Source organism: Marinomonas sp. A3A (assembly GCF_018336955.1).
Classification (GTDB): Bacteria; Pseudomonadota; Gammaproteobacteria; order Pseudomonadales; family Marinomonadaceae; genus Marinomonas; species Marinomonas lutimaris.
In genome coordinates this window covers 1,712,781-1,739,367 of record NZ_CP025532.1, presented here as the reverse complement: position 1 = coordinate 1,739,367, position 26,587 = coordinate 1,712,781, and the positions used below count along the sequence as shown (strand labels likewise).

At 43.2% G+C, this 26,587-nt stretch carries 16 protein-coding genes and 1 pseudogene; 11 read left to right on the top strand and 6 right to left on the bottom strand.

From position 1 onward, the window contains the following. Positions 1-73 precede the first annotated feature (73 nt). From fepB (CYL31_RS08025) to CYL31_RS08010, 4 genes are read left to right on the top strand one after another with little or no spacing between them, the layout of a single operon-like run. Complete coding sequence (gene fepB / locus CYL31_RS08025; protein WP_212918401.1) at positions 74-1,105, top strand: Fe2+-enterobactin ABC transporter substrate-binding protein; 1,032 nt, start codon at positions 74-76, stop codon at positions 1,103-1,105. Then, positions 1,102-2,118, top strand: coding sequence for a Fe(3+)-siderophore ABC transporter permease (gene fepD / locus CYL31_RS08020; protein WP_249411733.1), 1,017 nt, complete (start codon positions 1,102-1,104; stop codon positions 2,116-2,118). Before fepB (CYL31_RS08025) ends, fepD begins: the two co-directional genes overlap by 4 nt. Beyond that, positions 2,115-3,131, top strand: a complete 1,017-nt coding sequence (locus CYL31_RS08015) for a FecCD family ABC transporter permease (protein WP_212918400.1) — start codon at positions 2,115-2,117, stop codon at positions 3,129-3,131. The genes fepD and CYL31_RS08015 overlap by 4 nt, the downstream gene beginning before the upstream one ends. Then, the gene (locus tag CYL31_RS08010; RefSeq protein ID WP_212918399.1) at positions 3,128-3,979 is read left to right on the top strand and encodes an ABC transporter ATP-binding protein; all 852 of its coding nucleotides are present in this window, start codon (positions 3,128-3,130) and stop codon (positions 3,977-3,979) included. Before CYL31_RS08015 ends, CYL31_RS08010 begins: the two co-directional genes overlap by 4 nt. 79 nt (positions 3,980-4,058) lie before the next feature. Here the strand turns inward: CYL31_RS08010 and entS (CYL31_RS08005) are convergent, their stop codons facing one another. After that, entirely contained in the window at positions 4,059-5,372 is a 1,314-nt protein-coding gene (entS, locus tag CYL31_RS08005; protein WP_212918398.1) for an enterobactin transporter EntS, read from the bottom strand. Positions 5,373-5,382: 10 nt separating this feature from the next. Further along, positions 5,383-6,690: an enterochelin esterase gene (fes, locus tag CYL31_RS08000; RefSeq protein WP_212918397.1), complete on the bottom strand. Its 1,308-nt coding sequence runs from the start codon at positions 6,688-6,690 to the stop codon at positions 5,383-5,385. 136 nt (positions 6,691-6,826) lie between these two features. On the opposite strand from fes (CYL31_RS08000), the gene fepB (CYL31_RS07995) reads away from it, so the two are divergent. The 6 genes and pseudogenes from fepB (CYL31_RS07995) to CYL31_RS07970 all read left to right on the top strand — a co-directional run bounded on the left by fepB (CYL31_RS07995) (position 6,827) and on the right by CYL31_RS07970 (position 19,544). Next, positions 6,827-7,885, top strand: coding sequence for a Fe2+-enterobactin ABC transporter substrate-binding protein (fepB, locus tag CYL31_RS07995; RefSeq protein WP_212918396.1), 1,059 nt, complete (start codon positions 6,827-6,829; stop codon positions 7,883-7,885). Between the two features lie 101 nt (positions 7,886-7,986). Next, positions 7,987-9,207, top strand: a complete 1,221-nt coding sequence (gene fes, locus CYL31_RS07990; protein ID WP_212918395.1) for an enterochelin esterase — start codon at positions 7,987-7,989, stop codon at positions 9,205-9,207. Between the two features lie 41 nt (positions 9,208-9,248). Continuing rightward, positions 9,249-9,473: an MbtH family protein gene (locus CYL31_RS07985; RefSeq protein ID WP_212918394.1), complete on the top strand. Its 225-nt coding sequence runs from the start codon at positions 9,249-9,251 to the stop codon at positions 9,471-9,473. Positions 9,474-9,484: 11 nt separating this feature from the next. Continuing rightward, complete coding sequence (locus CYL31_RS07980; protein ID WP_212918393.1) at positions 9,485-16,876, top strand: non-ribosomal peptide synthetase; 7,392 nt, start codon at positions 9,485-9,487, stop codon at positions 16,874-16,876. A 23-nt stretch (positions 16,877-16,899) separates the two neighbouring features. Further along, on the top strand, positions 16,900-18,159 hold the full coding sequence (gene entS, locus CYL31_RS07975; protein ID WP_212918392.1) for an enterobactin transporter EntS: 1,260 nt from the start codon (positions 16,900-16,902) through the stop codon (positions 18,157-18,159). 149 nt (positions 18,160-18,308) lie between these two features. Further along, positions 18,309-19,544, top strand: a pseudogene (locus tag CYL31_RS07970) (IS1182 family transposase). 383 nt (positions 19,545-19,927) lie between these two features. Here CYL31_RS07970 and CYL31_RS07965 read toward each other — a convergent pair. Continuing rightward, positions 19,928-21,904, bottom strand: a complete 1,977-nt coding sequence (locus tag CYL31_RS07965; RefSeq protein WP_212918391.1) for a TonB-dependent receptor plug domain-containing protein — start codon at positions 21,902-21,904, stop codon at positions 19,928-19,930. Positions 21,905-22,023: 119 nt separating this feature from the next. On the opposite strand from CYL31_RS07965, the gene CYL31_RS07960 reads away from it, so the two are divergent. Next, complete coding sequence (locus CYL31_RS07960) at positions 22,024-24,087, top strand: TonB-dependent receptor (protein ID WP_212918390.1); 2,064 nt, start codon at positions 22,024-22,026, stop codon at positions 24,085-24,087. A gap of 65 nt (positions 24,088-24,152) precedes the next feature. On the opposite strand, the gene CYL31_RS07955 is transcribed toward CYL31_RS07960, so the two are convergent. The 3 genes from CYL31_RS07955 to CYL31_RS07945 form a co-directional block, all read right to left on the bottom strand. Then, on the bottom strand, positions 24,153-24,839 hold the full coding sequence (locus CYL31_RS07955; protein WP_212918389.1) for a 4'-phosphopantetheinyl transferase family protein: 687 nt from the start codon (positions 24,837-24,839) through the stop codon (positions 24,153-24,155). Between the two features lie 97 nt (positions 24,840-24,936). After that, positions 24,937-25,695, bottom strand: a complete 759-nt coding sequence (dhbA, locus tag CYL31_RS07950; RefSeq protein ID WP_283248218.1) for a 2,3-dihydro-2,3-dihydroxybenzoate dehydrogenase — start codon at positions 25,693-25,695, stop codon at positions 24,937-24,939. Beyond that, the gene (locus CYL31_RS07945) at positions 25,692-26,576 is read right to left on the bottom strand and encodes an isochorismatase (RefSeq protein ID WP_212918388.1); all 885 of its coding nucleotides are present in this window, start codon (positions 26,574-26,576) and stop codon (positions 25,692-25,694) included. Before CYL31_RS07945 ends, dhbA begins: the two co-directional genes overlap by 4 nt. Between the last annotated feature and the right edge of the window lie 11 nt (positions 26,577-26,587).

Genomic DNA, 26,587 nt, shown 5'->3' with positions numbered 1-26,587 from the left:
ATTATCAATAGTATAAATATTCCATTCTCATCTATATAATGACGCGCTCTTCTTGGTCTACAGGATTTTAGACATGGTTCGCTTTATGACACGCTTCACACCAGTTTTAGCTCTTCTTTTTTTAAGTCTTACTTTAGCAAGCTGTGATCAATCACCCACAGCCTCGCCAGACAAAACACAATTAAAAATAGATCAGGTAGAAAAAAGCACATCGGGTTGGCCAAGAAAAATCATGACTCCGGAAGGCCTGCTCACTCTCAATAAAAAGCCAACCAGAATTGTGTCCACCAGCGTCACCTTGACAGGTACTTTACTTGCCATCAAGGCCCCCCTTGTCGCTTCTGGTGCCACCATGGCGAATACCAGCGTAGCATCTGAACAAGGCTTCATGCGCCAGTGGGCAGATATCGCAGAAACTCGAGGTGTCACTCCCCTCTATCAAACCGAACCCAATGCCGAAGCGATTATCAAGGCCAACCCAGATCTAATCATCATTTCTGCAACAGGCGGCGATTCCGCCATCAAGCTTTATGAGCAACTTAAAGATATCGCACCAACATTGGTTATTGCGTATGACGACAAAAGCTGGATGCAACTTGCGAATATTTTTGGTGACCTTCTAGGTTTAGAAGAACAAGCGAAAACCATGATCCAACGCTTCAAACAAGAAGTTGAACGCACCAAATCAACCATCAATTTACCGCCTCAACCGACTACGGCCATGGTCTACTACCAAGACGACACAGGTGCCAACATTTGGACCTCAGAATCTGCACAAGGTCGATTATTACAAGAGCTTGGTTTTACTCTTGCCGACGTACCTGAGAGCGTAAAAGGCAATATCAGTATGGGCATTCGCCATGACATTATTATTGCTACTGGAGAGCGATTTCCTGATGCGGTAACAGGTAATACCACACTGTTATTTTCTGCCAGCACAGACCGAGAAAAAGCTTTTATGAATAACACTTATTTACATGAAACAAGATCCGTACAAAACAAACAGGTATTCGCTGTTGGCGATGATACCTTTCGCTTGGACTATTACAGCGCCACCAACTTATTAAAACGATTACAAATACTGTTTGGACGTGAAAAGTCATGACCAATAACACAATGTCTGCGTCAAAGAGCAAGCGATATGCTTGGTTATTCGTATTGCTGCTATTTTTACTCATTATTATGATCGTCAGTTTATGCATTGGGGCTAAGCCGATTTCCATGGACATGCTGTGGAATATACTCATGGGCGAAGAACATGGACTGGCCAAAACCATTGTTATTGAAGGTCGTTTACCACGCACGTTAAATGGGCTTTTTGTTGGTATGGCGCTTGGAACGTCTGGCGCACTGATTCAGGCAATAACCCGAAATCCTTTGGCGGACCCCGGTATTCTTGGCGTTAACTTAGGCGCCAGCTTAGCCATAGCGATTGCCATCGTCTTTCTAGGCGCAACTCAGCTGACCCAATTTTTTGGCTACGCGGCTCTGGGCGCTTTTTTAGCCAGTTTATTAGTATATTTCGTTGGCAGCATTGGCGGTGGTAAAACCGACCCTCTGAAACTTACGCTAGCAGGAGTTGCCATTGGCGCTGTGTTTGGCGGTATTAGCTCTGGCCTTACCCTTTTCAATCCTAGCGCATTTGATCAAATACGTTTTTGGGCAGTTGGTAGTCTAGATATTCGCTCATTATCTGTCCCATTATTTATCGCCCCTATTGTCATCGGCGGCTGTTTGTTAGCCGTATCGATTACCCCAGCTCTTAATGCATTTGGATTAGGCGACTCTTTGGCATCTGCACTGGGTAGCAAGCCCGCTCGGATTCAATTGTTAGGGCTCATAGCGGTTACATTACTTTGTGGCGCTGCCACTGCAGCGGCCGGACCCATTGGCTTTGTCAGTCTAATGATGCCACACATTGCTCGCTGGATGGTGGGCCCAGATCAACGTTGGATCATCCCCTTTTGCTTTATTCTAACGCCCATATTGCTATTAATCGCTGACATCATCGGACGTGTATTAATTGTCGGGGAGTTACGGGTTTCTATTGTGACAGCGTTTATCGGTGCACCTATTCTGATTTATTTAGTGCGCAGAAAAGGAGCTTCAGGGCTATGAAGGTCTATCGTACCCACACACTGACAATAACCAACTTTGTCAGCCACTACCCAAAGCAAATCATTTGTTTTTTTACTCTTGCGCTGGTCATTGCCACACTTTTTTTTGGCCAACACATTGCCGAAAATGTTCAAGATATTTGGCGGCTTCTCACAGGTCAAGCTGACCCCTATCAATCTATTGTTGTGTGGCAATGGCGAGCCTCTAGATTGTTTGCCGCCTTAGTAATCGGTGCAGCGCTAGGAATCAGCGGCGCCGTATTTCAATCACTGGTTCGAAACCCTTTGGGTAGCCCTGACATCACTGGCTTTAATGTTGGCGCCTTTACTGGGGTTTTGCTGTCTATTGCTTTGTTTGGCAATCTCTACTGGTTCAGTGTATTGGGCGCGATTCTGGGCGGTCTTTTTTCTGCCTTGCTCGTTTATATTTTTGCTTATAGAAATGGCCATTCCGGTTTTCGATTAATCATCGTTGGCATCGCGATTAGTGCCACCCTTTCTGCGTTTAACCAATGGCTGATTCTTAGCGTTTCATTAGAAACCGCAATGACCGCTGCGCTTTGGGGTGCAGGCACACTCAACGGTATAACCTGGGTGCGCATATTGCCCGCAGCGGTAATCATTGCGGTCTTTATCCTTTGTGCTTTTTTGCTTAATACTCGTATGAAATTGCTCGAAATGGGCGACGATACTGCGGCAGCTCTGGGCGTTTCAGTGAATAAAACCCGTCTCACCCTAATGTTTGTTGGCGTTGCTCTAACCGCTGTCGCTACCGCCATCACTGGCCCAATAGCCTTCATTGCCTTGTCCGCGCCTCAGATAGCAAAACGCCTTGAAAACAGCGCGAGTATCTCATTGGGATCATCTGCTCTAGTAGGAGGGTTGTTATTACTTAGCGCAGATTTTATCGCGCAACATAGTTGGGAAGGCTCGACATTACCGGTGGGACTCATCACTGTGAGCTTGGGGGGTATTTATCTAGTGTTTTTAATTATTCGAGAGGGAAGAAAATGACAGCAACAGTCACAGAAATTCAGCAGAACAAATCAAACGATACAGACTATCAAGCTTTGCCAGAACTTTCTTTGTCGACCCAATCTGTTACCCTCGGTTACGATCAAACCATTATCACCAACAATCTCTCGGTTGATATTCCTGAAGGTAAATTCAGTATTATTGTTGGCCCAAATGGCTGTGGTAAATCCACTTTACTAAGAGCATTGAGTAGACTACTGCCACCAAAATCTGGCCAAGTACGACTAAATGGCCAAGACATTCATACGTTACCAACCCGTGAGGTAGCAAAAATACTGGGGCTCTTACCACAAAGCGCAATTGCTCCAGATGGCATAAAAGTGGTCGATTTAGTCGCTCGTGGTCGTTTTCCCCATCAAAAGTGGTTTCAACCTTGGCGCGAACAAGACCAGATAGCCGTAGAGTCTGCAATGAAAGCTACGGGCATCATGGAGTTCGCTCAGCATCATGTTGATCAACTTTCTGGCGGGCAAAAACAACGCGTTTGGGTAGCTATGGCATTGGCTCAAGAAACGCCATTACTGTTATTAGATGAACCAACAACGTACTTAGATATCGCTCATCAAATTGAGCTGATGGATTTATTTCAAGACTTAAACCGCCTACAAGGTCATACCATGGTGGCGGTTCTGCATGACCTTAATCACGCTTGCCGATACGCTGACAATCTTATTGCTATGAAAGCAGGAAAAATCATTACTTCTGGCGCCCCCAAAGACGTAGTCACTGAAGCGCTTATTGAAGACGTATTTGGCTTACCCTGTATTATTATGGAAGATCCTGTTTCGGGTACACCATTAATCATTCCAAAAGGCCGACAAGTATAGTTGAGCTGAAAGCTATAAATAAAAAATGGCGGTGTCCTGCGACATCGCCATTTTTAAGATTACACCATCTAAAAAGTAATTACGCCGCCGCCTCTTTTGCCTCAACGGCTTCTTTCTTATCAGATCCTTCTTTAGCAACATTCTCATCAGGGAAGAGCGTGATATCGATCAAGCTGACATTTCGTAATGAGCGATTTCCGGCACTTAATAATACCGTTGCTGCAGCACAACCAAAGCCAAGGGCGACTAGCCCCATAATCGGTGACAACACCTTTACGAGTGCACCAATGCCTAATGCACCCGCAGAATCCCCTACCACATCTTGCGCCGTCCAGAAGCTACCAATTCGCCCTAACATGTTATCTGGCGTGTGGCCTTGTACAATGGTGTATTGCAGCAAGCCACCAATCGACCCTAGATAGCCAAACACAGCCAAGGCCAGCAGCATTAATACCAAATGCCCCATAAAACCCAATGCAGCGACACATAAGAAGGATAAAAATGCTGTGAACAACATCACCACACCTGGCCGTTTCGCATGACGAACCCAACCGCTAGTAAGTGCTCCTAAAGTCGATCCCACAGGCACCGCGGCGTACATGAGCCCCACTTCAAACGCCCCGCCACCAAACGCGGTTGCCGCTAAAGCAGGAAATAAAATACGAATAGATTTGGTGACCGCTTCTAGCGTACCCAATGCAACAACCGCACGAATAATTTTATGCGTAAACACAAAGCTAAATCCGTCCATTAAAGAGCGAATTGGATGCTCTTGAGGTCCACCTTCTTGCGGCTTCATGTTTGGCAAAGTAACCAAGGTAATTAACGTACAAAGCGTACCTATCGCTGCCAAGGTATAGTTCCATGTCACCCCAAATGACACAATCACTACACCAGCAACGGCGGGTGAAATGACGGAACCAATTCGAACAATCAACATGCTCAATGCTCCCGCTGTTGGCAGGTTTTCTCGTCCTACTAAATGAGGAATAGACGCCATTAATGCCGTCATTCCAATGGCACTAAAAAAGCCATCCCAGAGAGAGATAGCATACACAGCCCAAAGGCTTGGCTCTGATAAATACGCATTGGCTGCAAGCAAGACAAAACCAACTCCACAAATAAAACGTGAAAATAGAATCAACCACTTACGATCCATCCTATCTGCCAGAACGCCACCTAACATCAGGCCGATAAACATCCCAATACCATCTAATGCGACGGCAACACCTACCTGTAAACTGGAACCCGTTAACTCATATATTTGTACTGGCACGGCAACATTTAGCATGCCAATACCCAACACAGACATCAGCCGAGCAATGAAAATAGCGCGAAAGTTTCTGTTGGTTTTTAGCAAACTAAAGTCCAACATGATATTTGATTTTGACATAACGACTCAGTTAACCCGCCATATCAGCAGGAATCAAAAACGACAATCCCTTTATCAAACCAGAGCGCCACGAGAGCCAATCATGACCACCACAGAAGACCTCATATTGCACACGGCCCCCTTTTCCTCTAATGGCTTGGCACGTCTGCTCATTGTAAACACACATATCCCCTTCACCCGTTCCAACACTTTGATAAACCTTTAAATGCGAAACACTTACTCGGTCATTCAATATTTGCTCTGCAAGACTATTGGCTGGAATAGGTTTAGATGCAATAACCTTATCAGAATCAATCATTCTGTCTTTGTCAGGCCACCAAAAAGACCCTGATAAGCTAATCACCTTCGAAAAAACATCTGGAAAAGTCACGCCCGCATACAAAGAAGAAAGACCACCTAAACTCTGTCCCGCTACGAGATATTCTGAAACAGAACGGTTCGAAGCCGCTAATTTCGACTCTACTATTGGTAACAAACCATCAATCAAAGACTCCCAAAAAGGCCGATAGCAACCCAATTCATGCCAGCGAGTTTTGCTATCTATAGAAGGAATTAAAAGATAATGTGCTGGCGCAATTTTTCCAGTATCAGTCAAATACTGAAGAACCGATAACGTACCGCTAGCAGCATTCCACTTTTGTCCATCAAGTAAAATCACCAATGGAGCATCATCCATCGTAGTTGAGAAGAGCCAACAATCTCGCTGATTATCAAGTACGTAAGATTGCCACATAAGCGTCTGAATACGCGCTTCAGAAACGTCGTTCAGAAGCCCTTTTTCCCATTCATCCCAGCCTAATTCTAACGGTGCATGAGGAAGGTGTAGCACTGAGCTAACACCCCAACCAGAACTCACAGCTGGACGTTTATTTAAGGGGTCGAATGTCTGATTTTTAGCGACCCCCATCCACCAATTCCGCTGTGCCATTCTAGAGTTATCGCTCAATAAACGCACGACTTCGGGTAACTGATTTTTTTCTATAGGGATGAACGAATAGCTACCACGCCATTCTACGCCGATTTCTAGTTGACCGTACCAAACATCGGTTCCTTTTACTCTATGCATGCTAGCCGGTGTCCAGCTATGATGATCGGTGATTGAGTTCACATCCAACAATACGCTCGCCGTTGAAGATTTATCTTCCGTTCCTTGTGGATCCTGCCAAATAAATAGCACAACACTTGTTTGAGCGTTTTGTACTTTTATAAAAGGCGCTCCAATAGAACGAATATCTTTCCACCACTTACGACTACCAATCTGACTTTCAGGTAAAAGAAAACAACGCAACAGTTGTGGTAAACCCGTATTTTCGATCAATCCCCTTCCCTCCACAAAAAACATTCATGAATTAAGTATTTATAAGCCTTGCAAGACACATATGATAATGATTATCATAATCTTTAAATCTATCAATATCTACTTAAAGACATCATTTGTATTAGAGACTCTGATAATGACGCATAAAACTCAACGCCTTTTTCTCTGCGCCAGCCTGCTTTCACTATGCATGCTAATAACAGCTTGTGATGATACATCCAATATTGACGTTAGCACCCAAAATACCACTCAGCTGAAAATTGATGAAGTAAGTAAAGATATTTCAGGATGGCCAAGAACGATTATGACGAGCTATGGTCCTGTTACCCTAACCAAGCAGCCTACACGAATTATCTCCACCAGCGTCACCATGACTGGAACACTGTTAGCCATTGATGCTCCTATTATTGGCTCAGGTGCAACCATCCCTAATACCAATATCTCAGATGACCAAGGCTTTTTCACTCAATGGAGTGAACTTGCTACGCAGAAAGGCTTAAAGGCGCTCTATCAAACAGAACACAACGCAGAAGCGGTTATTCGGGAAAACCCTGATCTTATACTCATCTCCGCAACCGGTGGTGATTCGGCCCTTAAGCTCTATGATCAATTAAAGGACATCGCACCGACAGCCGTCATTAATTACGGAGATAAAAGCTGGATGCAACTTGCCAAGGTCTTGGGCAACTTCATTGGTTTAGAAGACAATGTAAACACACTAATCGACACATTTAATCTGCAAATAGATCAGTTCAAAAAAGTAGCCATATTGCCTCCACAACCAACCACGCCACTGGTTTATTATCGAGACGGCACAGGGGGCAACATATGGACATCCGAATCGGCTCAGGGTCAACTTTTAACTCAGTTAGGATTCACCTTGTCAGCTATTCCAGATTCGGTGCGCGGCGATTTAAGCATGGGAAAACGCAACGACATAGTCATCGCCAGTGGTGAACGCTTCCCTGATGCGTTAACCGGAAATACGTTACTTTTGTTTGCTACGGAACCACCTCAAGAAGCAATGGTAAAAAACAATGCTTACCTTGCTGAAACGCCAGCCGTCCTTAATAACTCCATCTATGCAGTAGGAAATGATACATTCAGGCTCGACTATTTTAGCTCGAGTAACATGATTCAGCGTTTAACAAACTTATTTAAAAAAGACAGCAGTGTGCTGACTTCCAATCCTTAAAAATCAACCCAAGACGCACACCCCTAAGATGAATTTAGACAATTCTATTTCACCGTAGAGTGGGTGCCTTTAAATAAAAAGTCATTATTAAAGTTAACACTATGCTGCAGACACAACCTATTAATCCTATATTCCATCGCCAAGATGTAGGCTCTCATGACTGGTGGCTGGATATTAAGCAAGCAGGGACACCTTTAATCGTAAAGGTCGATGAGAATAAAAGTATTGTCTCCTTTATTTGGCAAGATCCTTGTGGAAAGTGTTCTGATATAGATTCCGTTTATATTGATCTCTATTCGAAAACGCCTCATCCCACACAGCAGCTGACAGGTTTCGCCCGCCTTGAAGGTAGTGATGTTTGGTTCTGGGAAACAGAACTTGAAAACGACTGGCTTGGTAGCTATTTTTTAATGCCAGCCACACACAGTCAACGTCCACCAAAACACAAAACCCGTCAAGAAATTCGCCAATGGTGGATTCAGTTAATGGGCCTTAGTGCGCAGTCTGACCCATTAAACGTATTACCTGCCCATAGTAATGGAAACGGAGTAACACTCTCTGCTATTTGTCTAAGTGAAGATAAAAAAGCCGCATTCAAATATTCAAATGTAGAAACACAAGGCATCCTAAAAGAATCCGTATGGAAAAGTGAGCGGCTCAATAATGAACGCCGAATTTGGCTCTACAGAACAAGTCGCAACACTCAAGAGTCACTGCCTGTCGTACTTTTATTCGATGGGCAGTATTGGGCAAATCACCTACCAATTTATGCAGAGCTAGACGCACTTACCTTATCTTGTCAGATTCCAGAAGCTCAATATATCTTAATCGATTCGATTAGCTCCTCTCATAGAAATATTGAGCTCGCTTGTAATGTCGATTTTTGGATCGCCATCCAGAAAGAATTACTCCCATGGGTGAGAACTCAATACTCTATTACGGATAAGCCTGAAAAAACGATCGTCGCAGGGCAAAGCCTCGGTGGCCTTTGCGCTATTTTCGGAGCTTTTCACTGGCCTGAATACTTTGCTACAGCCATCAGTCAATCGGGGTCATTTTGGTGGCCTGATGTCGACTCTCAACCAGGAGAAGGCGAGTTAATTCAAAAAATTTCAAACGCGGATTTAACCACCGCCCCGCTAAATATTGTGATGGAGGCAGGATGCTATGAGAAAGACATGCTAGAAGTCAGTCAAATAATGGCAAAAACGCTCAAAGAAAATGGACACCGTGTTCGATATCGAGAATTTAGAGGCGGCCATGACTGGTTATGTTGGCGCCAAGGTCTTATTCACAGCCTATTACAGGCACTTAATAGCTGATTTCTAATAACCATACACCGCGTCATAAGGACCAAGCAAACATGGACAATAACCAATACCTCAACCCATTCGACAATGAAGATCTATCATTCCTTGTGCTACTAAACCAACAAGGACAGTACAGCTTATGGCCAGAATTCGCTTCACTTCCGAAAGGCTGGACAATAATTCTGGGACCATTACCTAGAAGTGAATGCATAACCTACGTTGAACAGCATTGGAAAGCGATCAACCCATTTGATAATACAGCACCAGAAAGCCGATAAGGAACCCTATTATGCGATCTAAAAGACTCCCTCTTACCAATACACAACAAGGGATATGGCTGGCTGATCAGGTATCAGAAGACAAACACCTCTACACTATTTCGCACTGCTTAGAAATGAAAGGTAATATTCAAAGTGGATATTTAGAACAAGCCATCCGTTTAGCACTTGGTGAAGCCGATACAGTTCTCGCTCATTACGGAAATGGAAAACAAACACTTCTTGACCCGAAAGAAGCCAATAACATCCACATAGAAAAAATCGACTTAACGCAAAACAATGCAGGTCGCGAACAAGCGCTGGCAATCATGCAAGCAGACACAGAACAAGACCTTCCACTCTCCAATGACGGCCAAAAACCGCTGCAGAAACAGATATTAATTTCCATCACAGAGAATGGTCATAGTGTCTGGCTTTGGTATCAGCGCTACCATCATATTATGTTAGACGGATTCAGCTTCACCGCTCTCACCAAACGAGTCGCCGATATCTACAATCACTTGTTAAAAAAACAACCTATTTCCGATTCGCCTTTTATTTCAGTCACCCAGGTAATAGATGAAGAAAGTACATATCAGGAATCCGAAAGATATCAGAACGATAAAATATTCTGGACCGACTATTGCGTTGACATGCCATCCCCTGTCAGCCTTTCAAATACACCCACTATAAACGATCTAGGTAAATCAAGCTTAATACGCCATATCACGCCAATAACACCTCATCAACTAGAAAAGCTGAACGTACTGGCTGACTCAATTAACAGCAGCAGCGCTGAGCTATTAATGAGCCTTATAACCGCCTACCTCTTCCGAGTAACTGGTCAAACTAGCCAAGTCATTGGAATGCCTTTTATGAGGCGCTTAGGCTCTGTATCTGTGTCATCCGTTGCGCCCATGGTCAATGTGCTGCCGATGAAAATAGACTTAGAACCCCACATGCAATGGCATGACATCACACAAGCATTTAAGCGCTCTTTAAAAACGATTCGTCGCCACCAAAACTACAGCGCAGAACAAATTCAGCGAGACATAGGTAAGGTAGGGTCATCTGGGCTTTATAACACGCTCATCAACTACAAACAGTTTGACTACGAACTCAATTTCGCAGGAATTGCAGGCATTACCCATCATTTGGCCACAGGCCCTGTGGATGATTTTGAGTTCAGCATTATTGTCGAAAAAGAAAAAACCTATTTCGAGCTAAGAGCAAATGCTCGTAAATATAATCGTGCTGCTCTAGAGCAGCACGGCCTACGCCTTTTTACCATGCTAACAAATTGGCTGAAAGCTCCCGAAACTCCATTAGCCCAACTATCCATTCTACCTGAAGAGGAACGCAAAGCTCTTATCGAATGGGGAAAAGGGCGCCAATTCGAACCCGAAAACGTATCCAATATTTTAGACGTTTTTTGGCAACAAGTAGTAGACAAACCAGAAGCGACAGCGCTTGTCTGCCGCCACCCAGACGAAGACATTGAAACACGTTTTACGTTTCTCGAACTAGGTCAAGCTATCAACCGCTTAAGTCATTTTTTACTAGCACACCCTAGTCTTCAAAAGACCGAAGGCAAAACTGTCATTGCCTGCGCCATGCCTCGTAGCGCTCAATCTGTTATCGCGATGATGTCTATTCTAAACACAGGAGCAACCTACTTACCGCTGGATTTAGATTACCCAAAAGAACGCATGGAAATGATGTGTGAAGATACAGATCCCGTTTTGCTATTGACCCATTCCAGTGTCTCGCTAGGGTTAAATATGCCTGTAATTAACCTAGACGATGAATCATTTGTCTCGTTACTCGCCACCCATCCAGACACCCACATTACAGAAGCAGATAGACCAACGCCCAGCAAGGACGACATCGCCTATGTAATCTTCACCTCAGGTAGCACAGGTAGACCAAAGGGTGTGATGAACACCCACGCCGCCATGCTGAACCTGCTACTTTCTCACCAAGAATCAATTTACCGTCCAGCCCAGAAAGTGGTTCAAGAACGTCACCCAGGGCGCGCTCTACGAGCGGCGCACACCCATTCATTTTCTTTCGACTCTTCATGGTTGCAGATTTTCTGGCTGATTCAAGGAGAAGAACTCTATGTGTTTGATGAAGAAACACGACGCGACGCCTATGCCATTGTAGAAGAGGTTCATAAGATCAAAATTGATGCCATGGACTTGCCGCCGTCTCTGTTAGCGCAACTACTTAACAATGGTCTGATGGCAGATCAATCAGGCACATCAAACCATCAACCAAGCCTAATATTGATTGGTGGCGAAGCATGCCCAGCAGCACTTTGGCAGCAACTGAGAAGCTACCCAAAACTAAAATCTCATAATCTTTATGGGCCAACAGAATACACAGTAGATACTCTGCGTGCCGACCTAACACAGCATAATATGCCTATCATTGGTCGCCCTATTGCAAACACACAAACTTATATTTTAGATACTCAGTTACAGCTTGCTCCCATCGGCGTCTTAGGTGAACTTTATATATCAGGCGCAGGCTTAGCCCACGGCTATTTGGCTCGAGCGGAACTCAGTGCTAGCCGTTTTATTGCTGACCCTTTTAGCGATCAAGCCGGCACCCGCATGTATCGAACCGGCGACATCGTACGCTGGAATCAAGAAGGCTACGTAGAGTTTATGGGGCGTGGAGACGATCAGGTTAAAATCCGTGGCTACCGAGTTGAAATAGGCGAAGTAGAGAATGCTCTCTCAAAATTAGAGCATGTCGAAAGCGCCATTGTCATTGCTGAAGCGCTAAATAACAGCCACAGACTAATTGGCTATTGCGTGATACCAGGCTTATCAACAGAACAACAGCAAGACCACGGACAAATATTATTAGCAGAATTACGCAATAATCTACCTGATTACATGGTGCCATCCAGCCTTTGCGTCATGTCATCTTTTCCGCGTAATGTCAGCGGTAAAGTAGACAAAAAAGCCCTACCTAAAATAGACGTTCAAACTTCACTAGAGGCCAAGGCCTTACCTGAAAATGAAGATGAAATACGGCTCTGTGATTGTTTTTCAAAGGTATTAAAAATAGACAAAATTGGCACGACGGACGATTTTTTTGTTCTCGGTGGCGACAGTATTAGCGCCATTATGCTTTGCACAGAACTACGAAATACAGGCTATACATTGCGTCCGAGCCAAGTTTTCAAACTACGCACTCCCCGACAAATTGCCATCGAAATTACACCTATTTCAGACACATCGTCATCCGATAACATCAAGAAATGGGCGCTCTCACAAGATCAGCTAAGTACACTATCATTACATTATGAACCGATTGGCGACATTGCACCGTTACTGCCATTACAAAAAGGCATGCTATTTGAAACCATGATGGATTCGGCTTCCGGTAATTACAACGCATATACGCGCCTAAACTTTACTGGTGAAATGGACCTCTCCACTTTACAGGATGCACTAAATGCCCTGCTAGTCCGCTACCCTCAATTAGCCGGTGCTTTTGATAGCGAACACTTAGCAGAACCTGTATTCATCATTCCCGATACTCAACAACAAACATGGCAATGGCCGCTGAGTACGCATGATATCAGCTTTTATCCTGACGATAAAAAATCAGCTGCATTAGAAGAGCTAGAACAAACATTGTTAAAAACACAACACAAGACAGATACATTCTGCAGTATGATCCACGCCGCTTATGTGGATTTAGGAAAAGATGAAACAACAGGAAAACCTAAATCGGCACTTATCCTAATTGTCCATCATCTTATTATCGATGGTTGGTCTACGCCCCTTTTATTACGCAGCCTACTTGATGCCTACCAGCAACAAACTAACTCTCTTAGCCCTATCCCCAATAGTTACACCGAGGTAATCAAGCAACTATACAATCGTGATCAACAGACGAGTTTAAAAAAATGGCAGGAAGTCATGCATCAAGCACAACCTTGCCTGCTATTTGAGCAGCGCCAAGATGAAGTCAACGAATTTAAACTCTCTTTAAATCACACCACAAGCAAACAATTAATGTCTCAACTTAAAGAGCGTGGTGTGACCTTAAATGTCTTCATGCAAGCACTTTGGGCCCAAGCCTTAAACCTATTATCCGGTAAAGAAGATATCATTTTTGGTTCGCCCGTCTCTGGACGAAGCAGCAATATCCTCGGTATTGAAGACCAAGTTGGCTTATTTCTAAATACACTGCCAATTCGCGTGGCACTAAATTCCACTTCGTCGCTCTGGGAACAGTTACCGATCATGCAAAAGCGTCATATCGAACTCTTAGAACATGACGCCATTGGTCTTGCTGAAATACAAAACATCGCGGGTAATCAAACCTTGTTTGATACTTTATTAGTGGTAGAAAACTACCCGGACAGCGAATATCTAGACACACAATTACAAGGTAAAGACGGCAATCCACTAGCAGTTAGCGACATTCATAACCGCGGCTACAGTCACTATCCATTGGCTTTATTAGTATTACCCGGTGAAGAAATTACTTTCCTTATCGAAAACCGTGGTGCATTAACGCATTTTGAAGTGGAAGCCTTAGCACATAGATTGCAGCAAACTATTGAAATCTGTCTTAAAGACCCTCGACGACCACTGTGCCGATACGAAAGTCTTAGCTCTCAGGAAGTTCGCTTCATTACCCGTATTAACGATACGAAGCAATCTGTTCCTGAATTAACCTTACAATCGGCATTAGCAATACAAGCACAAACTACGCCGGAGGCTCTCTGCCTTTCAGATCAACAACATCAGTTGAATTATCAAGAAGCTCGATATCAAGTGCAAGTCCTGGCATCAAAGCTGCGCAATGAAGGTGTTACTGAAGGTCACATTGTTGCCGTCGCCTTACCAAGAAGCTGTCACTTAAGCTTGGCCATTTGGGCCATTATTGAAGTGGGGGCGGCCTATTTACCTTTAGACCTTGGTTATCCTGATGATCGCCTCGCCTACATGCTCGACGATGCCTCACCTGTATTGTTAGTCACCCAGAGCTCTCAAAAAAACCGTTTTCTTAACATAAATACAAACACAAAACGCCTTGCCTTTGATGAGCTATTTGACCAGTCTTACGATAAAAACTCGGCACATCAATACAAAAACACCAAGCCAATAGCGGCCAGCGCGATTACAGGTGAACATCCTGCTTATTTAATTTATACGTCAGGTACCACAGGTCGTCCAAAGGGCGTATTGGTTTCCCATAAAGCAATAATCAACCGTATTTTATGGATGCAGCATGAATACCACCTCACCCCTGACGACGTCGTCTTACAAAAAACGCCCTGCAGTTTCGACGTTTCTGTTTGGGAGTTTTTTTGGGCGCCAATGGTTGGTGCATCTTTAGTCATGGCGGCCCCTGAAGCTCACCGCGATCCAGAACTACTCATGCAAACCATCGACCAATATGCTATCAGCACCTTGCATTTTGTTCCTTCTATGCTCGCTATTTTTACGGCAAGCATGCAAAGCAAGGACGATAATTCGCCTACTTGCAAATCACTTAAACAGGTATTCTGCAGCGGTGAAGCATTGCTAAAAACACAAGCCATTGCTTTCAAAGACTGCTCTAACGCTCAACTGCATAACCTTTATGGGCCAACCGAAGCCGCTGTTGATGTGACTTATAAACCCGCTTTTGAGGATTTGTCTTCACATGGCCAAGGCGTCGCGATTGGAAAACCCGTGTGGAACACAGAACTAAGGGTGCTAGATCAGTACTTACGGCCCGTCCCTATTGGTGCAACAGGAGAGCTTTATTTATGCGGTACTCAGTTAGCTATTGGCTATTTAGATCGCCCAGAACTCAATTGTGTTCGGTTTGTCGCTGACCCTTTTGGACAAGCCGGAGACAGAATGTACCGTACAGGCGATATCGTCCGCTGGTTAGAAAACGGGGATATTGAGTATTTAGGCAGAGCGGACAATCAAATCAAAATCCGTGGCCAACGCATTGAACTAGGAGAAATTGAAACGCTTCTTCTACAACAAAATACAATCGAACAAGCGGTCGTCGTAGCCCGTACATTGAATAATGAAACCGCCAACAATACGGGACAAGATAATCGCCAGTTAGTGGCCTATCTCACATTAAATGCTTCAACAAACTATGATGAATCAGCAGTTAAACTTGCGCTCTCCGAAGAACTACCAAGTCATATGCTGCCTGTCGCTTATGTCATATTGGACAGCCTACCACTCAGTGCCAATGGCAAACTTGACCGAAATGCACTTCCAGAACCCAACATAGCAAAAAACACGCTCACGTCCAACGTGTCTAGAGCACCATCGATCGGACTAGAAAGTCAGCTGGCACGCCTGTTTACAACGCTTTTAGGAATAGAAAACATCAAAGCTGAAGATGATTTCTTTGCACTAGGAGGTCACTCTTTACTCGCCATGAGGCTAGCTGCGGATATACGTAGAGAAGTGAAACGACCTATTACAGTAGGACAAATAATGGTTACCTCTACGGTTGCCAAACTCGCCCGACTCTTAAGCAAAGACACAGAGCAACATAGCCGCGAAAAGCTGGAAGCCATGATGGATGGCAGCAATGCAATGACTGCCAGTAACGCAAATGGCTTTGACCATTTGATTTACCTTCGTGAAGGGCAAGGTGAACCACTGTTTTGCTTCTATCCTGGATCTGGCTTTGCTTGGCAATACAGTGTGTTATCCCGCTATTTAAAAGGTGAACACCCTATTATTGGCTTACAATCTCCCAGACCCAACGGTTTAATCGCCAGTAGCGCAACGATGGAAGAACTAATCGACCAACAACTTCATGTCATTCGTCAAGAACAAGCACACGGTCCCTATTATTTATTGGGCTATTCCCTCGGAGGAACCGTTGCTTATGGCGTCGCAGCTAAGCTTAGAGAAATAGGGGAAGACGTTAACTTCCTCGGTCTATTAGATACTTATCCAGCCGAAGTTCATGATTGGAATGACCCGCAAGGAGAAGAGGCTGCTATGGGCGCGGAGCGAGAACAAACACAACTTCTAAGCACGGCAATAACAGATGAAGATGGCGACCCTGGTGAAATGGCACTTTTTGTAAAACAAGAACAAGATAAGATGCTTGAGCAAATTTTTGCCAACTATAAAGATGCGGTTCGCTTACTGAAAAAAACCACCACTCCTAACTATGATGCAAAAGTTGATGTCTTTATTGCACAGCAATCTCTTCCGGATTACATCAACCCGGCCATCAATTGGCCACCTTATGCAAGTCAAGTGTGTTTTCACCCTTTAGCTCATTGCAGCCATGAAGACATTCTATCCCCAGAACATTTAAAAACATTAGGACCATTGCTAGATCAACTTATTCATGATGCAAAACAAAATACATTATTAAGTTTAAAAGACCGTTCTGACACATCATCAGAACTGGCTTAACCATTTCAAAAAGAGAGTGAAACGTGAGCGATACCAAGAAAAAATCAATGTTTGTGGATTTCAGTTTATTAGCGACCCACAGGAATTTTCGCAATATATTTATTGCCCGTACCATTTCTATACTAGGTTTAGGCATGCTTTCCGTGTCCATACCTGTACAGGTGTATTCTTTAACCAACGACAGCTTGCATGTAGGCATCGTCATGGCACTAGAAGGAATAGGTCTATTTATTGGCCTACTTCTAGGCGGTGTTTTAGCCGACATGTATGAACGTAAGCGCATAATCCTTTTTGCGCGTACAATTTGTGGGTTAGGTTTTCTCGCTATGGCCGTCAATGCATGGTTACCAGAACCTTCTTTATGGGCCATCTATGTTCTATCAATTTGGGACGGCTTCTTTGGTGCATTAGGCGTCACGGCATTAATGGCGTGCATGCCTTTTATTGTTGGCAGAGAAAATCTCATGCAAGCTCGCGCAATCAGTATGGTAAGTGTTCGTTTAGCAACGGTCATTTCACCCGCTATTGGTGGCATTATTATTGCTGTTTCTGATGTGGCTTGGAACTATATGATTGCTGCTGTGGGTACAGGCATAACTCTTATGGCTCTTCTATCTTTACCAACAATGCGACCCAAAGAAGTAAAAAGTCACAATCCACTCAAATCATTATGGGACGGCTTTACATATCTATGCACCAATAAAATTGTTGCCAGCGTGGTAATAATAGGAACCTTAGTCACCTTAACAACAGCGATACGAGTATTGTTTCCTGCCTTAGCCGACACAGTGTATGGTGGAGGCGCTTGGACAGTTGGCTTGATGTATTCTGCCGTTCCATTGGGTGCAACGATGGGAGCTATTATTAGTGGCTGGACAAATCATATAGAAAAACCCGGTTTAGTAATGATGCTTACCAGCCTTGCTGCTTTTCTCTGCTTAATGGGGATTGGTAGTACAACCTATTTTCCTCTTGCCCTTATTCTTTTGGCTCTTTTTGGCTACCTAGTATCTATCGCATCCCTGTTACAATACAGTTTTGTTCAAGGGCATACACCCGACCACTATTTAGGTCGTATTAATGGCATATGGACAGCTCAAGACGCTTCTGGAGATTCAATTGGAACACTTTCCATTGGCGCTTTAGGGAAACTACTTTCATCATTGGGTAGTATCTTTGCTTTCGGTGCCGTGTCGATGGGAATTGGTCTCATCATGTTAGCTAGCTTAAAAACATTAAGAAGCAGCCCACTCAATGATCCTGAATTAGTAGAAGAAAACTAAACACGTCTAAATACTTACCCTTTTGTATAAGCCTCCTTTTTAGGAGGCTTATACTGCTGATAAAGTCTTCGCCTTCGTGCGAGGACTTTTTATAATAGCCTTATGCTAAAAGAACGCCCCAAACCCAATCGACTCTAGAGTTTGTCTCCATTGACGAGCTCGTTCCAAGTGATCATCTTCTTCGTAAGATTGATCGAACCATCGACTTTTCATTCTTACATGATCTTGTTAAGGATTTTTATTGCGCGGATAACGGTCGTCCTGCTCTAGATCCTACTCTCATGTTTAAGCTGCTATTTATTGGCTACCTTTTTGGTATTCGTAGTGAACATCAGTTAATTCGAGAGTTTCAAGTTAATGTCGCTTATCGCTGGTTCCTAGGCTTAGGCCTAACAAACAAAGTGCCTGATGCCTCAACATTAAGTGCTAATCGTACTCCAAGCAATGAAACGCAAGTTAGTCGGTGGGCATACCTTCTACACAGATTCCACTCATCTAAAGGCCAATGCCAACAAGAAGTATTTTGAGAAAGTTCATATTGAACAGTCTCGTCAGGCGTACATGGATGAACTAGATCAGGCTATTGAGGAGGATCGACTCGCTCACAGAAAAAAGTCACTTCCACCTGATAAAACTCAGTTGGACACACGAGAAATTAAACAGAGTACAACCGACCCTGACAGTGGTTACATGGTACGTGATACCAAGCCGAAAGGGTTCTTTTATCTAGCTCATCGAACGGTAGACAGTCGCTGCAACATCATTACGGATGTTCATGTTACCGCAGGCAATGTCCATGACGCCGTTCCCTATTTAGAAAGACTGGATCGAATCAAGAATCGATTTAACTTCGTTATTACGTCAGTTGGTGTGGATGCAGGGTATTTTACCTCGGTAGTTTGTCATGGATTAGAAGCCCGAAATATCTATGCAGTGATGGGCTATCGTCGTCCAAATCATAGAAAGGCTTCTTCTATAAACGCGAGTACAAATACGATGCAAAACATTTACCTCTACCCACAAGGCGAACCGCTCACTTACAAAACCACGTCAGAGAAGGTTATCGTCATTACGGCTCAAACGGACTGATCTGCCAAGCCTGTCCCGAGAGGCATCGCTGTACAACCAACAAAAAATCGGTGAATACCATCACACGCCATGTTTGGGAGGATAGCAAAGAGCGTATTAATGCCCACCGCTTAACGCCAGCAGGCAAGGCTATCTATGCAAGGCGAAAAGAGACGGTCGAAAGAAGTTTTACCGATGCAAAAGAGCTGCATGGTTATCACTACGCACGTTTTAGGGGAAAAGATATGATCGCCTCTCAATGTCTACTAACTGCAGCAGCCCAAAATATGAAGAAGATCACCTTGATGCTGAGCTAGAAGCTTTTATCTGTTCAAAAAATGACTGATTCGATAATCAGAGCCTCAATAAAGACTCTCAGAGAGTACCCAGTCACTAATGAGGTATATTAAGTTATTTGGAAAGAAATACAGGAAAACATTCAGAAAAATAAAACCCCTGTTAAAAAAAATGGGGTTTATCAGTAACCTGATCTCCTTATTAGAAGGCTTTTCTTTGCCTTAATGCAATGCATTAACTGCCCCTCCCAGACATACGTCAATAACAAAGCAAAAGAAAGAGCATAAACTAAACTATTAAATGACAATACCTGACGAACACTGCAAACAGAGCACTAATAAGCAAGCAAAAAAAAGCACGCATATAAGGGGGTATGCGTGCTTCTCTTAGTTATTTAGAAAGACTAGAAGTTGTATGCTGCGCTTACAAAGTAGTTACGACCTAATTCATAAGTGGTATAGCCTGTATCTTCTTCATCTAAGCGAACATCACCTATATTTTTAATGCCCGCACGAAGAACTAAATTATCAGTTACATCAGCCACTAGCCCAATATCAGTACGGTAATAAGAAGGCAATGTACTATAAACATCACCAACACCACTTACCCAACTTGAATATTGCATCCCAGCGATGTAGTTAACTGAAACATAAGTAGCTAAAATTTCTGTCGCCTGGTAATCCAATGACAAGCTAGCCTGATGCTCAGGGCGACCTGTCAACGTGGTTTTGACACCATCAGAATCTTCCGCTTCTGTATCTAAATACGTGTAATTGACCTTTAATAGTAAATCATCTGTTAATGGCGATGATGCACTCAGCTCAAAACCCTGTGTCATGGCTGTAGCCACGTTAATCCATTTCGCAGAATTGGCATTTCCACTACTATCATAGCCAACTTCACGTTCAATCAAATTATCAATGTCATTTCGAAAGACCGCTGCCGTAGCATTAAAGGCCCTAGTATGGTAATCCACGCCAAACTCATAACTAATGCTGGTTTCTGCTTCTAAGTCAGGATTACCAGATAAGGTACAAGCTCCTCCACAGCTTACAGTCCGATATTCCTCACTTAGTTTGCTCACTTCTGGCGCCTTAAAGGCCTTGGTAACCCCACCTTTTAGTGTCAGTGAATTCGTTGCGTTATATACAAGATAAGCCTTTGGAGAAAAATTGTTTCCGTAGATTTCATGATTATCGACACGTCCACCTAAAGTGAAAACAAGCTTGTCTGTTAATGCCATTTCATCCTGCGCAAATACACCGTACTGATCAACATTGTACTCACCAGTATCCAGCAAAGTGTAGCTATTCTTTAATTGCTCATTCTGGTAATCCACACCTGCCATCAATGCATGCATGCCAATTACTTTATTTGCATAGCCTTTTGCATAGGTATTGTTTGCCTCCAACCCAGAGTGAGCTTCCGGCTCATCATATTGCGAGTTGTAATCGTAAATATCACTTTCTTCACGCTTTATATAAGCTGTGGTATCCCCCCAGTCCCATTTCCCTTTGTGAGTAATAGCCAAATCGGTACGAGTAATTTCTTGCTCGCGAGTCGCTCCACTTGAATTAAAAATCTGGTAAGGACGTTCATCATGGTTATAACCGAAATCCACATCGACTTCTTGGTTCTCTGCTGCCTGCCACGTTAATGTAGAGGATAAATTCTGGGCATTTTTCTTTTCACGCAACGGAGAAATATCTTCATCATTAGCAAACCAGGCTTTCTGCCTTAGATCTTCAACACTAACAGACAAGGCCACTTTATCTGTTATCGCCCCCATTCCAGTAACACCAACACGATATTGGTCGCCACCTTCACCGGACTCAATTTTACGCATTTCCGCACTTGCCGTACCCGTCCATCCTGCATCAGGTTGTGGCTTTTTGGTGATAATATTCACAACACCACCAATGGCATCCGCACCATACAATACAGACATAGGGCCACGAATAATTTCAACTCGTTCGATAGAGTTTAAGGAAACACTATTCAAATCTGTATCGCTGCCTTTATCAAAAGCGGTTCCTGCTGATACTCGCTTACCATTAACCAATAAAACAGTGTAATCGCCATCTAAACCACGAATCTGAATTTCATCTCGCCCTGTGGAGTCACTAAAGTTATTTACCCCAACAGTTTCTCGAAGCAAATCAGCCACACTGCTCACTGTGGATTTAGCAATATCATCTTTCGTCACCACTGTGGCAAATGCGGGAATATCTTCAATTTTTTTTGCAGCCATTGTAGCTGTCACAACGAGAGTATCTAGCTGTTCTGCATCTTCGGTCAGCGTAATGTCGTCACCAGCTGCAAAACTGACTATTGGCATAGCTGCCAGCATACCAACAATGAGTTTTTTCTTAGCAAACATAAAGCGGTATCACTCCTAAAAATGTAAGTAATTATTAAACAATATGGATCTTATTGCGAATCGTTTTCATTATCAATACAATTATCATAATTATTTCACCCGAAAGGAAATTAAAAAACATGTCTATCTCTAATTTCTCCTCAACCCGTTTACCAAGCCGCCTATCTAGCGTTGCTATGGCCGTTATCAGTATCAATGCTGCATGTATCTCAGCAAGTACATTTGCAGAAGAAACAACAGCCCTACCCGCTTTAGTGGTGACGGGTGAAAAAATGGATAAAAATATCAAGGACACAACCACTGCAGTTACCATTATTAACGGTGAAGACGTAGCAAAAGGCGATGCAAAAACGGTCAACGATGTAGTAACAAAAGCACCAAACGTAGTCTCAGCGGCATTTGGAACTGTGAATATTCGCGGGATTAACGGCAGTGGCGCAACAACTGGCTATTACGCAACGGTAAGCGGCAGTAGGCAGCGAATAAATACATCCGTAGACGGTGTAGCTGATGCATTTACAGGCTATAACTTTAGTGGATCTGGTGTTTGGGATATTGAACAAGTAGAAGTACTTCGTGGCCCGCAATCAACCACTCAAGGTGAAAACTCGATTGGTGGTGCAATCTCGGTAAAAACCAACGACCCAACCTTTAACCCTGAAGCTGCTGTACGCCTTGGTTTAGAAACCTATAAAAATGGTAATGTAATGAAAAATTTGGCCGTTATGACTTCAGGCCCAATAACAGAAGACTTGGCTTATCGCATTGCCGCTGATGGCACAGACGGAAAAGGCTATCTCAGTTACGATGGTGAGACGAATGATGTTCCTGTAGACCCAGAAGAATCAAGCAATCTGAATTTACGAGGTAAATTGCTATGGAAAGCAACAGACGATTTAACTGTCAAAGTAACAGCAAATCATCGCAAAGCGGATGGCAGCTATTTGAATTGGGCAAACTGGAGTAATGGCACAGGCTATGAAGACGAGACCTTCACGTTAAGCGCTGCGAATTATAACAATACTCGAATACAAGATTCTGAAGTAAACAACCTGTCCACTGAAATTAACTATGTTTTAAGTAACGACTTAACCAGTGTCACAACTCTATCCAGCAATAGTCAAACAAACCGATTTGATCAATACCCACAAGAAGAAACCTACACTTTCGAAGACAAAACAAAAACACTAGAAAGCCGCCTGCTCTATACACCCAAGGATTCAGAGCTCAATGGCTTCGTTGGTATCATGGTCGCAGACAGAGATAACACACTAGATAATGTGAATACTCAAGGCAAAACTGAAGAAACTCGTATAGGTGTATTTGCAGAAGGTGACTATGCTCTAACAGAAAAGTTAACTCTAATTGCAGGTGGCCGTTTTCAATACGAAGACCAAAGTCGCTACTACTCAAACTATGGTACAGTTAATATTGATAAAGACATAACTGATCAATTTTTCTTGCCAAAACTAGGTGCCACCCTTGCAGCAACAGACCAAACCACTGTAGGCTTCTCAGTTCGCAAAGGTTATAACTCTGGTGGAATCGGATACGATGATGGTTATCGTTCAGGGCAAGGCCAAGTTCAAGCCGCTGAAACCTACAACTTTGATGCAGAAACCGTTTATGCATATGAGCTTAGTTCAAAAACTTCACTAGATAACGGAACTACGTTAAATGCCGCCGTATTCTACAATAGCTATAGTGATTACCAAGCATTAGCCGATAGCCGTATCAGCAATGTTACCAAGGCACATACAATGGGTATTGAACTTGAAGCCACACAATGGCTAACCGAAAACCTAGAAATTCGACAATCAATTGGCTTCATTAAATCAAAAATTGATGAGAATGATAATTACGAGGGCAATGAACTATCTAATGCACCTGAATGGAATGCTTCGGTTGGCTTCACACAGTACATAAGTGACAGTCTAACGATTGGTGCAGATGCCACTTATGTGGGAGAATATTACTCAGACTTGGACAATACAGCTGATTACAAAGTTGGAAACTACACGCTATTGGACACTAATATAGATTATGAAATGGGCAACCTTCTCATCAGTGGTTATATCAAAAACCTAACGGATGAAGATATCGTCTATGTAATCAATAGTGGTTCACGAGCCTCTGTCGGCCAATCCCGCACTATCGGCTTAAGCGCTACGTACAAGATATAGTGTTTATTTAGTCAAATAAAAAGGGGGAATCAGAAATGATTCGCCCTTTTAAATATCAATTTTTATCAATAAAAAGCCCAAGTTAATAGATGCCCTTCTTGCTCTTTATAACCCCTACGCAAAACAAAACTAAGCGACACTTTCTGACTTAACTGCCGCTTTACTTGAAACTCAAAATACTCACCTCCTTCACAAGACGTCAACTCAACATCCAGAAAGTCAAAAAACTCGCCTACCAAAGGGTAAAGTGATTTATAAACACTTTCTTTTAAAGAAAAGAGAGTCAAGGTCAACAACTCCTTTTTCACTCCCGCAATTAATAATATTTCAAACTCACGCTGTGATCCTATTGAATCAGTTACATCTAGCATTTCGGCATTACTAAAGGCTTCCAAATCTATGCCGATATACTGAATCCCTATTTGCGAAGGGCGAAACAAGACAGCAATCGCCTGATTATCCGTATGGGAAATACTGCCGGTATATCCATTTGGCCAAACCGGTGCACCATCTTCAGCTTTTGCGATATCTACTACAGACACACTCAAACAATTTTGTGCATGCTTAACCGCAAGCCGCCCTGCCAAAAAGGTTTCTTTACGCTTCGTTCGCCAATTGCTATAGCCTGACGGTTTTGCAACACTGGCTTCATAGTGTGTCGCAACCAAAGACTCTTCTTTAAAAACAAAATGACTCACATGCAAAACATGAGAACCAAATAACTGTATTTTCGTTTGGAAATAGCAATTCACTTTAACGTCCATATAAAAAAGCTCGATATGAAAATCATACCGAGCAAATTTTCCTTAAAAAACAAGAAAACACTTGATTCATCTTATAACAAACTTACTAAGCGTTTAACGTAGCTCCACCGTCTGCAACAATATCCTGCATAGTAATATGATTCGACATATCGGAAGCAAAAAATAATACCACTTGGGCGATATCGCTCGGCTGAGCAATTTTACCTAATGGAATACCCAATTTATATTGCTCGGGAAAACCTTTGATCGTATTTTGCTCAGCGTCATCACTTGTCCACAACATTCGCTGCATGGGCGTGTCGGTAGAGCCAGGACAGACTAAATTACAACGGACGCCATAAGGTGCTAATTCTAGCCCTGCCGTATGGCTCAACGCTGATAAAGCTGCCTTAGAAGCGCAGTAAGCCGCCATATTTTGCCTCGGCACTTTGGCTGCATTTGAGCTAATAGTGACAATTGCACCACTCTTCTGGCGTTTTAAAGTAGGAGCTGTATGCTTAATCATTAAAAACGCACCGCCCGCATTGACGTTAAAACAGCGTTTGAAATCATCAAAGCTTGTCTCTTCTAGGCTTCCCAAATGCAATATTCCCGCACCATTCACCAATACATCTAATCGTGGAGAATCACTCAATAACCCTGGCACAACACGAGAAATAGCTTCTTCATTACTAATATCTATAGTCACACAATCAAAATCATAACACTCACCATCAAACAATAAATCAAAGCCAACAACCTTGGCGCCAAGAGAAGTAAATTGATTAGCAACCTCCAACCCAATACCGCTTCCAGCACCCGTTACCCAGACAGTTTTACCTGAAAAATTGAGTGGATTAATCATGCAGCTAGCGCCCTCTTGTTTTGGATCAGCTCCCACCAACCATTCAGTGTTGCGGCACTGGCAAGCTCTTGAAAAGAAACCTCAATTCCCTGAGCTTTCCATTTAGTGACCAATGACATGATTTGAATCGAATCAAGGCCATAATCTACAAGCTCTTCATCGGCATCAAATTCCTGGATATCTTCATCATCTAGGAAAGCAAAAACTTGTGCTTTTAACTGCTCATAGCGAAAATCTGTATCAACGATATCGGTTGCAATCAACACCTCTTTTGTTGAAATCACTCGACCTGTTCTTCCACCTGTAAAGGTGAGCGCTTGTCGATGCTCCTCTTCACTAAAATCCGCCAAGGCATCACCTATCACGAAAGGCTGAATATCACGCATAAACGCATCAGCGGCCGTAATCATGCAGCCAATGTGCGCATAAACACCACCAATCAATAACTGGTCACGTCCCCAGCTCTGCATCAGCTCTTGAAGATTAGAACGATGAAATGCGCTATAACGCCACTTCACCAAAACCGTATCTTTTTCGTCTGGAGCCAATTCTTCGACAACCTGTTGCAACTCAGGAAAATCATTTAGCCCACTTCCCCACATATCATTAAGCAAAGCTCTGTCTTCAGGCTTTTGATCATTAGGTTGTGCGGTGTAAACAACCGGGATGTCATTCGCTCGACAATAGGCTTTTATCGCTGCCAAATTTTGTTTAAGTATTTTAATTAACTCGGAATCCGTATCATAGAAACGTAAAAAATACGCTTGCATATCATGAATTAAAAACACTGCTCGATTTGGCTCTAACACCCAATTTACTTTTTGATTAGGAAAAGTATCAGATGCTGGCATGGAATAAGAAGGTATCGTAGGAATGCTCATAATGGTCCTTT